We start from the raw sequence: 14902 nt of genomic DNA, 5'->3' as shown, positions 1-14902 counted from the left end.
TTTTCAAGTTAATCATCGCTCCAGTCTCCCCACTAGAAATCAATTAATTTATTTCTACTGGGCTATTATAACCTACTGGGGGAGTTTTCAATGACTTTTGTGGCCCACTTTTAGATTACTATATACAAATAGCCTTTCTATCAAAATTAGTTATCCAATACTCTTCCTTCTTGATAAAGCAATTAAATTTTTTTCTAAATTGTCTAACAATTGAAGTCTAGCACTAATCCCAACTTGTTTCTTTGCAATCTATCCTAAACACAGGTAAAATGAGTGTGATGTCTTGACCGGAAGGAGAATAAAATGGAAGAAACCTGGTACTTTATCGATTCTGGACATTGTGATCCAGCTTACAATATGGCTTTGGATGAAACATTACTTCACTGGCACAGTCAGGGGAAAATCCCGCCTGTCATCCGCTTTTACGGATGGGAGCCTGCCGGTTTATCGCTTGGATATTTTCAAAAAGTGAAAGGCAAAATTGATGTGGACGCTGCTCATAAATATGGCGCACAATTAGTAAGAAGGCTTACTGGTGGTAGAGCAGTCCTCCATGACCAAGAACTTACATATAGCGTATTAGTGTCAGAAAAACATCCGAACATGCCTAAAACGGTGAAGGATGCTTACCTTGTCATTTCAAAGGGGTTGCTTGAAGGATTTAAACAACTCGGCTTGCAGGCCGAATTTGCAATCCCTGAAGGTAAATTACAAACAACTGATTCCGCTGTATGTTTTGAAGAGCCATCTTGGTACGAGTTAATTGTAGAAGGTAAAAAAGCAGCAGGAAGCGCTCAAACACGGCAAAAGGGTGTCATCCTACAGCATGGATCGATACCACTTGAGGTCGACAACCAAAAGCTATATGACATGTTTATTTATCCGAATGAGAAGGTAAAGGAAAGAGCAAGACGCTCATTCGGGGATAAAGCAGTGGCAATCAATGATATTGCACCTACAACAATTACCTTTGACCAAGCGAGGATAGCTTTTAAAAAAGGCTTTGAAAAAGGATTAAACATCAAACTTGAAACCTTTACCCTACCAAAAGAAATGGTTGCGGAGGTTGACGAGCTTGCTAATAGTAAATATAGATCAGATAAATGGAACTTTTCCCGTTAACTAGTTGATATCTAAAGGAGTGGTGAACATGGCGAAGCAAGAAGAACATATGCGGAAACCAGAATGGCTAAAAATTAAGCTTAATACAAATAAATCTTATAATAGCTTAAAAAAGTTAATGCGCGAAAAAAGTTTAAATACAGTATGCGAAGAAGCTAAGTGTCCAAATATTCATGAATGTTGGAGTGAACGAAAAACAGCTACATTTATGATTCTCGGTGATACGTGTACACGAGGATGTCGTTTCTGTGCAGTTAAAACAGGGCTTCCTAATGAATTAGATTGGGGCGAGCCGGAGCGTGTCGCTGAGTCTGTAGAAATCATGGGGCTAAAACACGTGGTGGTTACAGCAGTTGCAAGGGATGATTTAAACGATGGTGGTGCTGCAGTCTTTGCTGAAACGGTTCGTGCTATTCGCAGACGAACACCTGGATGTACGATTGAAATTTTACCGTCAGATATGAAAGGTGATTACGAGAGTCTCCACACGTTAATGGACAGTAGACCAGACATATTTAATCATAACATTGAAACTGTAAGAAGATTAACAAAAAGAGTCCGCGCAATTGCCATGTATGACCGTTCCTTACAACTGTTAGAGCGTGTCAAAGAAATCGCACCTAATACACCGACAAAGTCAAGTATCATGGTCGGTTTGGGTGAAACAAAAGAAGAATTAGTTGAAGCAATGGATGACCTACGTGCTCATCATGTTGATATTTTAACAATTGGCCAATACTTACAACCAACGAAGAAGCATTTGAAAGTAGAGCGCTACTACCATCCGGATGAGTTTGAAGAATTAAAGCAAATTGCATTAGAAAAAGGCTTCAAACATTGCGAAGCCGGCCCACTCGTTCGTTCTTCTTATCACGCAGACGAACAAGTCAATGCAACATCCGCACAACGAAGAATTCAGTATATGAAAGGCTACGAATCCCAAGGCGAAAAACTCGAAAAATATAATTTTTAATAAGAAAAGAGTAGGGCGCCTTGCTAGACTAAGGCAGGCATAAGACAAGACCTGCTGTGGCTCTCTAAAACTAAGTGACATTCTAAAGAACCGGACAATATTTGCCCGGTTCTTTTACATCTTTCTTTAGTTTCTCACCAACCCCAAAAAGTAAAACCCATTAATTGGAAACAACTGCTCTAAAACCGAAATAATAACGTAGAAAGCTTTTTCTCATAGAACATCCAAATGGGACATACACTTTGATGAAAGGAGTAGAGGATGTATGTTCCTACCATTACATGTTTACGGATGGACTTTCTTTGTTATCTCGGAATCTTTAACATGGCTATTTGTAATTCTATTTATGCTTGCCCGTTACAAATGGATGGCAAACCGATTAAGCTATCTATTTATGATTGGAGCCATCATTTGTAATTTATTTCAATTAGTGATTGTATGGGTTGATTACTATTTTACCGGGACTGTTTCCTTCTTACAGATGGTCATTATCCTTTTCATCATTTATGCAACAACACTTGGTAGCAATGACATGAAACGAATAGATTCCTATATTCAGAAAAAGATAAATAACAAGCGCAACAGTAGAATCACTAGTTCTAAAGTTAGGATGGACAATAAAACATATATCTTATATAAACGAAACCTTTTCTTATTGCACACGGTAGCGTATTTCCTCTTCCATTTGCTATGGTATATCTTTGATCCTAATACTACGGGATTACCCAACTATTCCTTATTCTTTTTTAATGAATGGATTAATTATCCGCACGAAGGCTTTTACAGTCTTCCCATTTTCAATATCATTAGTTATTTTTGGAAAATCATCTATTTCTTTGAGTGTATAGTTATGATCTTTTACTCTAGTTGGTTAATTTTCGATAAACAGCACCATAGATGAATCTGTTGATTCTTAGCGCAATAGCACAAGCGCCTTGTTAAGCTAGACATCTCCCGGCACTTTTCTTTCTTATCTTGCAAGAAAACAATAGATTTTGTCGTTATTTCCCGGGCAATGACGACAAAGGCAAGATTTTTGGCGGTTTATAGGAAATTATTCCCCCCTCTCTCATCAATTAGACTTTTTGCAACAATGATACTGTTACTTACAGACACATTTCATTCGCCCATACATACACTAATATGACTCCACTTGATAATGACGCAGGAAAGGGTTTTTTCGATGAGTGATAATTTTAAAAACAATGTGTTGCTAGTACTAATGATTTTTTTGTTTATTTCATTCGCAATAGGATCTGAAGAAGATTCAGTAGATGGTAATGATGAGACAATCTATCCTTTAGGTCCGGGATATCAGTAGGTGATAGGATGGCAAGAAGAAATAATGGGTGGAATGATCAAGACTTTGGAAAGATGTTTGGTGGGTTTGATTTAAACCCACAACAGATAGCGGTTGTGACAGCAATATTAGTTAATGCACTGGAGGTACATTCGGTGCTCGTTGACAGAGATCAAACTGTTCAAATTGTATTAAACGGGTCGTTTAGGAAGAAAACAGAGCGAGATGAGCTTATTGAAAAGGTAAGCGGCATGTCAGTTGGTGATTTGTTCGATTCGTTATTAAACAGATAAAAATTCGTATTACTTACAGACGAGACGTTCAGGTATCAAATGCTGGCTTTGTTCAAGTGCCAGCATTTGAATCTTGGATAGTCAATGTGAATGATTCATTCCTGTTTTCCGTTTTAAAGTAATGCTTCAAAGGAATGTCTAATGACATCCCCCCTACTAATTATCCCTACCAAAACACCATTCCGTTCAACCGGGAGCTTCTTTATTTGCTTCTTCCCCAAAATAGCTGCAACGTCTTCTATATCTGCCTCATAATCAACCTTCACTACTTTCTTTTTCGCTATTTCTAACACATTTAAATCGAGTATCCGTTTTGCTTTTTCTTCAAACGCTGAATCATCTCCTGATATAACGTTGACAAACGCATACATATCAATGATATAGTCCTTATGCTTCCCAATAAACCGCATCACATCTCCATCACTGATGTATCCAACAATTTCATTTCGGTCATTTACAATTGGTAATCCACTGATCCCGTGTTCAATAAATTTTCTAATTACATCCCGAACATAAGCTGTATCTTTTACTTTGATTACTTGTTTTTTCATAATATCATTTGCTTGCAAAGTATCCGCCTCCACTATTTTTATTCTATAACTTGTTTATTGCAACTCCAGTTGTTGCTTACTTGTAACACAGTTTAGTAGTATGTATATTTCATCCTGTGTTCTTCTTTTAAGAATTCAATAAAATAATAATAAGAACTAATGGATTGTTGTTGAATGCGTCTAATATAATCTTCCTTTGTAACATTTGGAACGATATCACTATCCTTGATTCGCTCAATCATACAATGAATACTCCGTTTTAACACTTCTCTTTGATAAAATTTAGCTTCCTTTGAAAACGCTAATCCTATTGCTCCAATAAGTCCGTAAACAATCAATACTGGAAGATTTCTGTCAGGTAAAATGAACAATAAGAAAAATAGATTAAAGATCGATAACAAGATTAGCGGGAGCGACCAAAAGGAATATTTGGCTGCCTTTTGTGTATATGGTAGAATTTTACTTTCTATTTTTTCCATTTCTTTAATAACGTAGGACGGCATTTCACTCCAGTCCGTTATTTTCACACATGACCCTCCTTTTTCCGTATATTTTTATCTATTTTCACTTAAAAACAAGCGAGGGGCTACTTGTACTAGACATCCCCTGATTTATTATGCAATTACTTCTTGCACCGATCGTGGATTAGTTAGTAATTCATGATATGATATAGTGTCACTTTATATACTATTATTATAAGTTACTCTACAACACGTAACAACCTATTTACCCATACACTGTCGGTAGCATGACAGCTCTTGGATTTTTTCATACTTTCTTATCTTTGAACAAAAGCCGAAACAATTACGTTTCGGCTTTATTAGTCTATTATTCTGTTGCATTTTTATAGGTAGTAATCAAACTATCACTATCTTCTGATTCTTCCTCTTTGTAAGGAACAGCACGCTTGATAAATAAAGCAAGGATTAATGCGACGAATGCAATTAGCGTGGAAATTAAAAAGGTGAAATTAATTCCACTTAACATTGCCTCATTCAAGATCTGTTGTTGCATTTGAGCAGCAGCTTCTGCAGTTGGTTGCGAGGCAGATGGATCGACCGCTGACGTCGCTTTTTCGGCTAATTCTTCTGCTTTTATTTCTGTCCGGTTATTCATGACAGTAATTAACAATGCAGATCCAATTGCCCCTGATACCTGTTGCAACGTGTTATTCATCGCTGTACCATGTGGGTTATTTTGTGGTGGCAATTGATTTAAGCCATTTGTCATGACTGGCATCATAACCATCGACATTCCAAACATCCGGAATGTATACAGAATAACTAACGATGAATAACTTGTTTCAAGCGTAATTTGACTAAAATAGTACGAAGTCACAACGGTAATGGTTAATCCAATGATAGCTAAGGTTCTAGCACCGTACTTGTCAAACAACTTACCTGTTATCGGTGACATAATTCCCATTACAATGGCTCCAGGTAACATTAGCAAGCCGGAATCAATCGGGGAAATACCACGAATCGTTTGGACATAGATCGGCATTAAAATCATTGCTGAAAACAACGCCATCGCTATGACATTGGAAATAGCAGATGACAAGGCAAACATTGGATATTTAAATATTCTAAATTCAAGCATTGGGTCATCCATCCGTAGTTGTCGTAACACGAAGACAATTAAAGCAATGGCACCGATAATAATCGTACCGTAGACGAGCGGATGTCCCCAACCTTTATCCCCAGCTGAACTAAAGCCATAAAGCAATCCACCAAATCCGATGCTTGATAACACTAACGAAAACACATCAAGATTAATTGATCGTTGTGGTGTCACATTTTTCAGTTTGAAAATAGCCAAGATTAATGTTAATAATGCTATTGGAAGAACAAGATTAAATAACATTCTAAAGCTATAGTGTTCAATCAGCCAACCTGAAAGTGTCGGACCAATTGCTGGGGCTGTAATCATAACAATTCCAAACATCCCCATTGCTGCTCCTCTTTTTTCAACCGGGAAGGCAGTGAGCATCACATTCATTAATAATGGCATCATAATCGCAGAACCCGAAGCTTGAATCATACGTGCAGCAAGTAAAACGCCAAATACGGGTGCAACACTTGCTAAAAACGTCCCAAGCGTGAATAACCCCATTGCAGTTATGAACAATTTTTTATCAGAGAAACGCTGGATAAAAAATGCACTAGCTGGAATTAATATACCATTTATAAGCATGTACCCCGTTGATAACCACTGGACTGCAGTTGGTTTCACTTCAAACTCGCTCATAATCGATGGTAGTGCCACGTTCAATAACGTTTCATTCAATATAGCGACAAAAGCGCCAATAAATAAAATAGCTATCATACCATATGGTGGTTTCTTTTCAGTCATATCCTTTAGCCCCTCTTTCATTTACATGATTGGATACTTGAGTATTTTATACCTATAGTATAAAAAATGCAATATGATTTCAGGAAAATGATTGCATCTATTTTCATGAAGGGGAAAATTAGATGTACCGCGAGTCCAAATTAGGTGAATAGATAACATTGCATCGAGGCTGACTCCCGGGATTTTATAAAAGCGAAACACCCTTCCTCGTTTAACCATTGAGTCAGGGTGTTTCGCTTTTTCTCTGATTGATTTACTTAGTTATCTGTTCTTTTGCAAATCGCTTAATTCGCTCACCAATCTCATCCCGCACACGTTGGAACACTTGCCATTTTTCCTCATCTGTTCCTTCTGCCTTCGCTGGGTCATCAAAGCCCCAGTGTTCACGTTTTACCTTTGGAGGCGTTGTCGGGCATTTATCTGCAGCATCCCCACAAAGGGTAACAGCTAACGTTGCATTGTTTAAAATGTCTGGGTTAATAATATCTGAAGTTTGATTAGAAATATCAATACCTACTTCATTCATTGCTTTAACAGCATTTGGGTTAAGCCCATGAGCCTCAATCCCTGCACTTTTCACTTCCCAATCGTCACCTAAATACTTTTTCGCCCACCCTTCAGCCATTTGACTTCTGCAAGAATTACCAGTACATAAAAAATAAATTGTATTTTTAGTCATGTTTGTTCACGTCTCCTTTTATAAAAATGATAGTGTTAAAAATAATCCAACTAATGTAATGAACAAAATCGGAATCGTTAAGCTAATCCCGGTTTTAAAATAAGTCCCCCACGTAATCTTTACTCCTTTTTGCGCTAAGACATGGAGCCATAACAAAGTAGCTAAGGAACCAATTGGGGTAATTTTTGGGCCCAAATCAGATCCGATAACATTCGCATAAATTAATGCCTCGCGAATCGCGCCTGATGTTGTTGTGTCTGAAATGGCAATAGCATCAATCATCACAGTTGGCATATTGTTCATAATTGAGGATAGGATGGCTGCAATAAAGCCCATTGAAATGGTTGCTACAAACAAGCCTTGGTCGGCACTTGCTTGGATTACTTTTGCTAATACGTCAGTTAATCCAGCATTTCGTAAACCAAACACCACGACATACATCCCAATCGAAAAGAAGACAACTGCCCAAGGTGCCCCTTTAATAACCGCTTTTGTATTAACTGCATTACTATTTCGCCCCATGATAATGAAAAAGATCGCGACAAGCCCTGCAACAATCGAAACCGGTACTTGGATAAACTCACTGACAAAGTAACCAATAAGAAGAATTCCAAGTACATACCATGCTAAACGAAACATTTTGTAATCCTTAATTGCTTCGGCTGGTTCTTTTAATTGTGATAAGTCATAGCTTTTCGGGATATTTTTTCTAAAATATAGCCATAACACCAAAATCGTTGCTCCTAGCGAAAAGAAATTTGGGATAATCATCCGTGAAGCATAGGCACTAAAGCCGATGTCAAAGTAATCAGCAGATACGATGTTTACTAAGTTACTGACGACTAGTGGCAAGGATGTCGTATCTGCAATAAATCCACTCGCCATAATAAATGGAAAGATCATTTTTTCTTGAAAATTTAAATTTCGAACCATCGCAAGGACAATCGGTGTAAGAATCAATGCTGCACCATCATTAGCGAAAAATGCTGCTACAAGTGCTCCTAACAAGCTGATATAGACGAACATTCGAATCCCCTTGCCACCAGCTGCTCGAGCCATATGTAATGCCGCCCATTCGAAAAAGCCAATTTCATCTAATAGAAGTGAAATAAGAATAATAGCAACAAATGCTATCGTTGCATTCCACACAATCCCCGTTACTTCTACGATATCACCGACGCCAACAACGCCTACCATTAAAGCGAGGAGCGCCCCCCCACAAGCTGACCATCCGATTGATAACCCCTTTGGTTGCCAAATGACTAAAACCAAGGTAACCAAAAAGATTATGGATGCAAGGATAATTTCTAGCAAATCAATTCCCTCCAGTTAACAACAAGTGATACGCATCCCTTGTTTCTCTAATTGTTTTAACCTGTATTCTTGATTAGGCAATTGTTGAAGTAGTTCTGCAACGAAACAATAGTATTGGTGCTGTTTATTAACGGAGTAAAAAATCCATTGGCCCCTCCGCTGCTCTCGGACTAACCCGACATCACGCAGTTTACGTAGGTGTTGGCTAATCGATGGTTGGCTCATTTGAAAAATCTCAACAAACTCGCACACACAGCATTCATTACTTTCAAGTAGTTTAACCATCGTTAAGCGCGTCTTATCCCCTAGTAACTTTAAAATCATCGCAACTTTATCAATTTCAACAGCTGTTTTCACAAGAACACCTCCAAGTTATCCGTATATCACTATATAACAATTTGCTTATATATGCAATAAGAAAAGCGCAAGTCGCGCCTTGCTAGACCAAGGCAGGCTACGAAGTGGAGCACAATTGACTACCGTTTGACGCTTAACAGGGCTCGATCGGGCGTCATTAGCAGTCTTTGACTACCGTTTGAATCTTAACAGGGCTCGATCGGGCGTCATTAGCAGTTTTTGACTACCGTTTAACACTTAACAGGGCTCGATCGGGCGTCATTAGCGGTCTTTGACTACCGTTTGACGCTAACAGGGGGCGATCGGGCGTCATTAGCGGTCTTTGACTACCGTTTGACACTTAACAGGGCTCGATCGGGCGTCATTAGCGGCCTTTGACTACCGTTTGACACTTAACAGGGCTCGATCGGGCGTCATTAGCGGCCTTTGACTACCGTTTGACACTTAACAGGGGGCGATCGGGCGTTAAAAAGGTATCCTGAATCTAAGATCCCCTACAAAACCAAGAATGCACTTGCCCACCCATGAAAAGCGTAAGACAAGCCTCGTAATAGCTGGAGGAGCAGGAATTCACTCTTGGATGGTAGCTAACCCTGGTTGCCAAATAACCGTTTCTCATGGCAAAAAGCCAATTTGAGCGTTTATGATTCTATCCAAAATTAAAGGAACTACACAAATCGTAGTTCCTTTAATTTTTTTACTTATTTAACTAAATCCGGTTTTTCTGTTTGTTTCGTTGGAATGCCAGGTTTCTGTTCATTTGTCCATGTACTTGTTGCCGGAATTTTAGCATAATCTGCGCGATGAGCATATTTTTTCGCAACCTCTGTTACTTCTTGTAGTAGGCCTTTATCCAACGTAATTGGATGTAGACCTTTCGATAGGAAGAGGTCATTTTTAACATGTAATTCATTTTCTGCTGCCTCTTTACGCGGATTAGAGACGTAGGCAATTTCACCACCAGTTAGCTCACTAACAAGTTTGGCCAAATCATTTACACGGTGGGTCTCCGTCATTTGATTAAAAATCATCACTCTTTCTTCCCGTGCTGGAGGATTTTCAATCGCTAATTGGATGCAACGTACCGTATCTTGAATATGAATAAAAGCACGAGTTTGTCCGCCGGTTCCATGAACAGTTATTGGATAACCTACTGCCGCTTGCATTAAGAAACGATTTAACACTGTTCCATAATCGCCATCATAATCGAAGCGATTAATTAACCGTTCATCCATGTTTGTTTCTTTTGTATTTGTTCCCCAAACAATTCCTTGGTGTAAATCAGTAATTCTTATACTATCATTTTTATTATAGTAGTGGAAAAACAACTGATCCTGTGTTTTCGTCATATGATATACAGAACCTGGATTGGTTGGATACAATATTTGCTGCTGAATTCTTTCACCAGTTTCCGTTTTAACTTCAACGTCTAGATAACCTTCTGGAATTTTCATCCCAGCAGTACCATAGCCATAAACACCCATCGTTCCTAAGTGAACAAGATGGCTATCTAGTCCAGATTCTACAATCGCACATAACACGTTATGTGTTGCATTTAAATTGTTATTGACAGTATAGCGCTTGTGCTTCGGGGATTTCATCGAATAAGGCGCGGACCGTTGTTCGGCAAAGTGAACAATGACATCTGGTTGTTCACTAGTAATTATTTGCAATAATTCCTCATAATCATTTGCTATGTTAATATTATGAAAGCCTATTTTCTTACCAGATATCTCTTCCCAGACTTGTAATCTAGTTCCAATTGGTTTAATAGGCGTTAACGATTCTGCTTCTAGTTCATTATCAATATTGCGCCTTGATAGATTGTCAATGATGACTACCTCATGCCCTAAATTGGACAGATGAAGACTTGTTGGCCAGCCACAAAAACCATCTCCACCAAGGACGATAATTTTCTTATTCTTCTCTGTATTTAAAATGCTCACTCTCTTCCCACCCTTTACCAGTTTTTCTATATTTATCTTGTGAAGGAAAGTATGTATAGATTCATAATAACATAAAAAGTAGTTTCATAAGGAAATCTACCACATTTACCTTAAATTGGAAAGGGTTTGACATCCTTTTCTTACTAAGAATGTTTGTGGCTAATCTCTCCCTCTATGATTTATCGTTCATTATTGGAAACTGTTAAAAACCTGAGCCTTCAAATTAAGACCCAGGTTGATATCTCAATTGATTAATCTATCACGATCTAATGTTTGTGGCGGCTTTTCCATCCAGCCATGTTTAATAGCTAATTTCGCCCCTGCCGCAGCATATTTCCCTACCCGAGTCATTAGCTGGGTATATTCACCGATGATATCACTTCGCATGCTGTAGCTTATTCCCATCCCAATGTTTGAAAGCGATACTCCTACTAATGCAGAACTCATACTTACCATCATTTTTTCCGAAAACGGGGGAGTTGTACTACCTGAGATGACAGAATCAGACGAATACGGTGTTGACGTATGGCTTTCTTCCAAAAAGGCTTCAAGCGTTTTAATTATTTCCGTTGCTATCTCTACTCCATTTTCAAAATGTTTACGCACCTCTTTTGTCTGTGCGACCTGAACAAAGCCGTCAATTAATGTGCGCCCAATGTAATTAGCCTCAATATTATTAGATATGTGATTAATTTCGATTGCAAGGAGTGGTCGCTTATGTAACGTTAAATACCCTGCTAAAAAGTTTTCTTCCTGAATATAATCAACCTTTTTCGGATACGGAATAAACGGGGAACGGACGAAAATTCCTTTTTTCTCCATCAATTGCACGACTCGTTCGTATAATAATGCGCTTTCTGCTAATGCCATCGAGAAAAATTTCCTAATATCCTTTCGGTAAGATGTACCATTTGCCATACCGATAATACCCATGCCTGATCTAGCAAAATATTGTAAATAGCGTAAATAATAGGTATCAGAATATAGCCTAGGTGCTTCTTGATTATAATCATCATCGGTGAACCCTTGTGGAATTGGAATACTTTCATCTTTAAAAATCCCTGATAATGCCTTCAGATTACTTTCTGATAAACCCTTGGCATATTCAACAATTCTTTTGACTTCTGGGTCCTGCACGTGATTTAGAAAATGTTTCATCACACAGACATTTGTACTATCTGCCATATAAGCACTCCACACGTTGGCTAATTCAGAAGATGTTAAATCCGGATTATGCTTCACTGTAACCTTCCTCCTTCTTGAAAACTAGTGTCTACTAGAAGGAGCAGAATATGTAAATAACTTGAATAATTTGTTAAATATTTACCATACTTATGACAAATTAATTAACTGTGCTAGGAGTTCTTATTTTGCTTCTTTTGCCAACAACAGGCACCCCGTAACGCCCGCATTGTCGATAAGACCTGGACTAACAATATACTCATCCAAGTGAGGAACCTCAACGTAGTTATTCAATAATGCGGCAAACTGTTCGCGGATTAACTGGAAAAGCTGGGCTTGCTTCATCACCCCACCACCTAAAATAATCTTTTCCGGTCGAAGGACTAACGTGTAATTTACTAACGCCTGGGCTAAGTAGTATGCTTCTATTTCCCAATAACCAAGTGTCTCCCCTAATGTTTCAGCCTTTTGTCCCATTCTGTCCTCGATTGCTGGTCCACAAGCAAGACCTTCTAAACAATTGCCATGGTATGGACAATGCCCATGATAAGCATCTTCTGGATGGGGCTTTAGTAGTACATGGCCCATTTCTGGGTGCCCGAAGCCATCGATGATTTGGCCATTTAAGACAAAACCACCACCAACTCCTGTCCCAATCGTCAAATAAATACAGGAATGATTCGCTTTGGCACTTCCTTGATAATACTCACCAAATGCAGCTGCATTGACATCGGTTGTAAAAGCAATTGGTACTAGATAACGTTCCTTTAAGGCACCAACAAAATTAAAGTTGTTCCAACCCTTTTTTGGCGTAGAGGTAATATACCCAAACGTTTCAGAGGCCTGATTAATATCAATCGGGCCAAAGGAACCAACCCCGATGGAATAAAGGTCATATTGATCAAAAAACGCAAACACTTCTGTCAACGTCTCCTCTGGTGTTGTCGTTGGGATACTGATACGGTCTTGAATCGTTAAATTCTCATCACTAACAGCACAGACAAATTTCGTTCCACCTGCTTCAATTGCTCCATAAAACATAAAACTTCCCCTTCTCTCTCGATTACTATGAATTGATTATAAACTACCTGTCAAAGAAGTTCCAACTGTACTACCGGAAGAGAATGTTTGAGTATATAAAATCCAACCAAGGTAATTATTTTTCTGCAGTTCGTTGTTAATTGCTTCTAGGTTATTTTGTTTTTCAGGAATAAAAGCAGCTTCAATTTCTAACTCTAAGGATGAGGTGAATGAAGTCTATGTTAAACCGAGGACTTACAACAGCTCTCATCGGGATTGGTACAGCACAGCTGCTAAAGATACCTTTACATTACGCAGAAACGGGGACTTGGGATTGGAAAAAAATTGTAGGTACAGGTGACATGCCTAGCTCACACTCCTCAGGGGTGACATCACTGACTACCTATGTTGCGCTAAAAAAAGGTGTTCCGTCGATTGACTTTGGAATTACCTCTATTTTTGGCTTAATTGTTATGTACGATGCGATGGGGATCAGGTGGCAAACCGGACAAATTGCAATGGCTGTCAATGACATGGATGAGCAATTAGCAAAACTGTCAACTGATCATCCTGAAGTAAAGCACAGAAAACGCGAGAAGGAACTGCAAGAAATGCTTGGTCACTTACCAATTGAAGTTGCCGGCGGTGCAATACTCGGAGTTGCAATCGGGGCAATCAGCTATTTGCTGGAAAGAAAATAATATTTTTTTAAACCGATGGTTAACAACCAAATTATTTTTGCGAATGGAGGACTATATATGCCCACATGGGAAGATAAATTAATATTACCCGATGGACAAATAGCTAGTTATCAACAAGAAGAACATACACGTAAGTTTAAATTAGTTGCTGAACCTATTGCTCACAATATTTTACCGGAAGTAACTATTGATGTACTTGGATACAATGGAAACACACCCGGTCCTATGATTGTCGTCAAGCAAGGGGAGTGGGTGGAAATAGAGGTAGAGAACCGAACAGAAGGACCGACAACACTTCATGTTCATGGCCTATCTAAGCCAAATACACAAGATGGAAGACCGCCAATTGAGCCTTCTCCTAAAATTAAGCCTGGCGAAAGATTCACATACAGATTTCAAGCGTTACAAGTTGGGACATTTTTCTATCACTCAACAGAAAATTTCCAGGAAAATTTAGGTTTAGTTGGTGCATTTGTTGTCTTACCTAATGATTACAATACACACCAAGTGATGCTTCCGGACCGTGACTATACGCTTATTGTTCAACAGTGGCAAATCGAACAACCTGAATTAGGAAAAGTTTTCCCTGGGACTTATAAACCAGTCAAATTTGGAATTCAACCAAATTTCTTTACAATTAACGGTAAATGTTTTCCTGAGGCGACACCATTACAAACTAAATTTGGTGAGAGGCTCCGTCTTCGCTTTATTAATAAATCTAGCTCGAGCCATTCGATGCATACCCATGGTCATGACTTTAATATCGTAGAAGTTGATGGTTTCACAAGAACAGGGATGATGGATGACACGATTAGTCTAGCTTCTGGAAAACGAATTGATGTCGAATTAATTGCTAACAATCCTGGTAAGTGGCCAATTAATGGAACAAAGACCTTCCATCAATCAAATAACGGTCACACGCCTGGCGGGATGATTACTCAACTTATTTATAACGAATAGAAATGGTTAGATAGACACATCATAGTACATGTACGTGAAAAAAGTTAAGGAGTGGAGTGAATCTCATGTTAAAAACAGTAGACGTCGGTTTAATGGCAAACCATTTATCTGTCCACAATTCAGTTATTAAAAAATTAGAGCGATATGCTTCT

The 14902-nt window shown here is 38.6% G+C and carries 15 protein-coding genes; 6 read left to right on the top strand and 9 right to left on the bottom strand.

All coding sequences use genetic code 11. From position 1 onward, the window contains the following. Positions 1 to 303 precede the first annotated feature (303 nt). The 4 genes from NC799_RS17415 (at position 304) to NC799_RS17400 (ending at position 3688) form a co-directional block, all read left to right on the top strand. On the top strand, positions 304 to 1122 hold the full coding sequence (locus tag NC799_RS17415; RefSeq protein ID WP_272447702.1) for a lipoate--protein ligase family protein: 819 nt from the start codon (positions 304 to 306) through the stop codon (positions 1120 to 1122). A 28-nt stretch (positions 1123 to 1150) separates the two neighbouring features. Then, on the top strand, positions 1151 to 2095 hold the full coding sequence (lipA, locus tag NC799_RS17410; RefSeq protein ID WP_272447701.1) for a lipoyl synthase: 945 nt from the start codon (positions 1151 to 1153) through the stop codon (positions 2093 to 2095). Positions 2096 to 2360: 265 nt separating this feature from the next. Continuing rightward, positions 2361 to 2996 carry a hypothetical protein gene (locus NC799_RS17405; RefSeq protein WP_272447700.1) on the top strand — a complete coding sequence of 212 codons (636 nt, stop codon included), beginning with the start codon at positions 2361 to 2363 and terminating at the stop codon, positions 2994 to 2996. 428 nt (positions 2997 to 3424) lie between these two features. After that, complete coding sequence (locus NC799_RS17400; protein ID WP_272447699.1) at positions 3425 to 3688, top strand: hypothetical protein; 264 nt, start codon at positions 3425 to 3427, stop codon at positions 3686 to 3688. Between the two features lie 113 nt (positions 3689 to 3801). Here the strand turns inward: NC799_RS17400 and NC799_RS17395 are convergent, their stop codons facing one another. The 9 genes from NC799_RS17395 to NC799_RS17355 all read right to left on the bottom strand — a co-directional run bounded on the left by NC799_RS17395 (position 3802) and on the right by NC799_RS17355 (position 13110). Then, on the bottom strand, positions 3802 to 4257 hold the full coding sequence (locus tag NC799_RS17395; protein WP_272447698.1) for a CBS domain-containing protein: 456 nt from the start codon (positions 4255 to 4257) through the stop codon (positions 3802 to 3804). A gap of 74 nt (positions 4258 to 4331) precedes the next feature. Continuing rightward, positions 4332 to 4766, bottom strand: a complete 435-nt coding sequence (locus NC799_RS17390) for a DUF5392 family protein (protein ID WP_272447697.1) — start codon at positions 4764 to 4766, stop codon at positions 4332 to 4334. A gap of 301 nt (positions 4767 to 5067) precedes the next feature. Then, complete coding sequence (locus tag NC799_RS17385; protein ID WP_417006704.1) at positions 5068 to 6612, bottom strand: DHA2 family efflux MFS transporter permease subunit; 1545 nt, start codon at positions 6610 to 6612, stop codon at positions 5068 to 5070. Between the two features lie 232 nt (positions 6613 to 6844). Beyond that, positions 6845 to 7270: an arsenate reductase (thioredoxin) gene (arsC, locus tag NC799_RS17380; protein ID WP_272447695.1), complete on the bottom strand. Its 426-nt coding sequence runs from the start codon at positions 7268 to 7270 to the stop codon at positions 6845 to 6847. An 18-nt stretch (positions 7271 to 7288) separates the two neighbouring features. After that, entirely contained in the window at positions 7289 to 8584 is a 1296-nt protein-coding gene (locus NC799_RS17375; protein ID WP_272447694.1) for an arsenic transporter, read from the bottom strand. A 15-nt stretch (positions 8585 to 8599) separates the two neighbouring features. Continuing rightward, complete coding sequence (locus tag NC799_RS17370) at positions 8600 to 8908, bottom strand: ArsR/SmtB family transcription factor (protein ID WP_272447703.1); 309 nt, start codon at positions 8906 to 8908, stop codon at positions 8600 to 8602. Positions 8909 to 9642: 734 nt separating this feature from the next. Continuing rightward, entirely contained in the window at positions 9643 to 10887 is a 1245-nt protein-coding gene (locus tag NC799_RS17365; protein WP_272447693.1) for an NAD-dependent epimerase/dehydratase family protein, read from the bottom strand. A gap of 243 nt (positions 10888 to 11130) precedes the next feature. Then, positions 11131 to 12129 carry a DUF3231 family protein gene (locus NC799_RS17360; protein ID WP_272447692.1) on the bottom strand — a complete coding sequence of 333 codons (999 nt, stop codon included), beginning with the start codon at positions 12127 to 12129 and terminating at the stop codon, positions 11131 to 11133. Between the two features lie 123 nt (positions 12130 to 12252). After that, positions 12253 to 13110 carry an ROK family protein gene (locus NC799_RS17355; protein ID WP_272447691.1) on the bottom strand — a complete coding sequence of 286 codons (858 nt, stop codon included), beginning with the start codon at positions 13108 to 13110 and terminating at the stop codon, positions 12253 to 12255. Positions 13111 to 13319: 209 nt separating this feature from the next. Between NC799_RS17355 and NC799_RS17350 the strand changes: the two genes are divergently transcribed. After that, on the top strand, positions 13320 to 13790 hold the full coding sequence (locus tag NC799_RS17350; protein ID WP_272447690.1) for a divergent PAP2 family protein: 471 nt from the start codon (positions 13320 to 13322) through the stop codon (positions 13788 to 13790). 57 nt (positions 13791 to 13847) lie between these two features. After that, entirely contained in the window at positions 13848 to 14750 is a 903-nt protein-coding gene (locus NC799_RS17345) for a multicopper oxidase family protein (protein ID WP_272447689.1), read from the top strand. Positions 14751 to 14902: the final 152 nt, after the last annotated feature.

The organism is Aquibacillus salsiterrae (assembly GCF_028416595.1).
GTDB lineage: Bacteria > Bacillota > Bacilli > Bacillales > Amphibacillaceae > Aquibacillus_A > Aquibacillus_A salsiterrae.
This window is presented reverse-complemented; position numbering and strand designations above follow the sequence as displayed.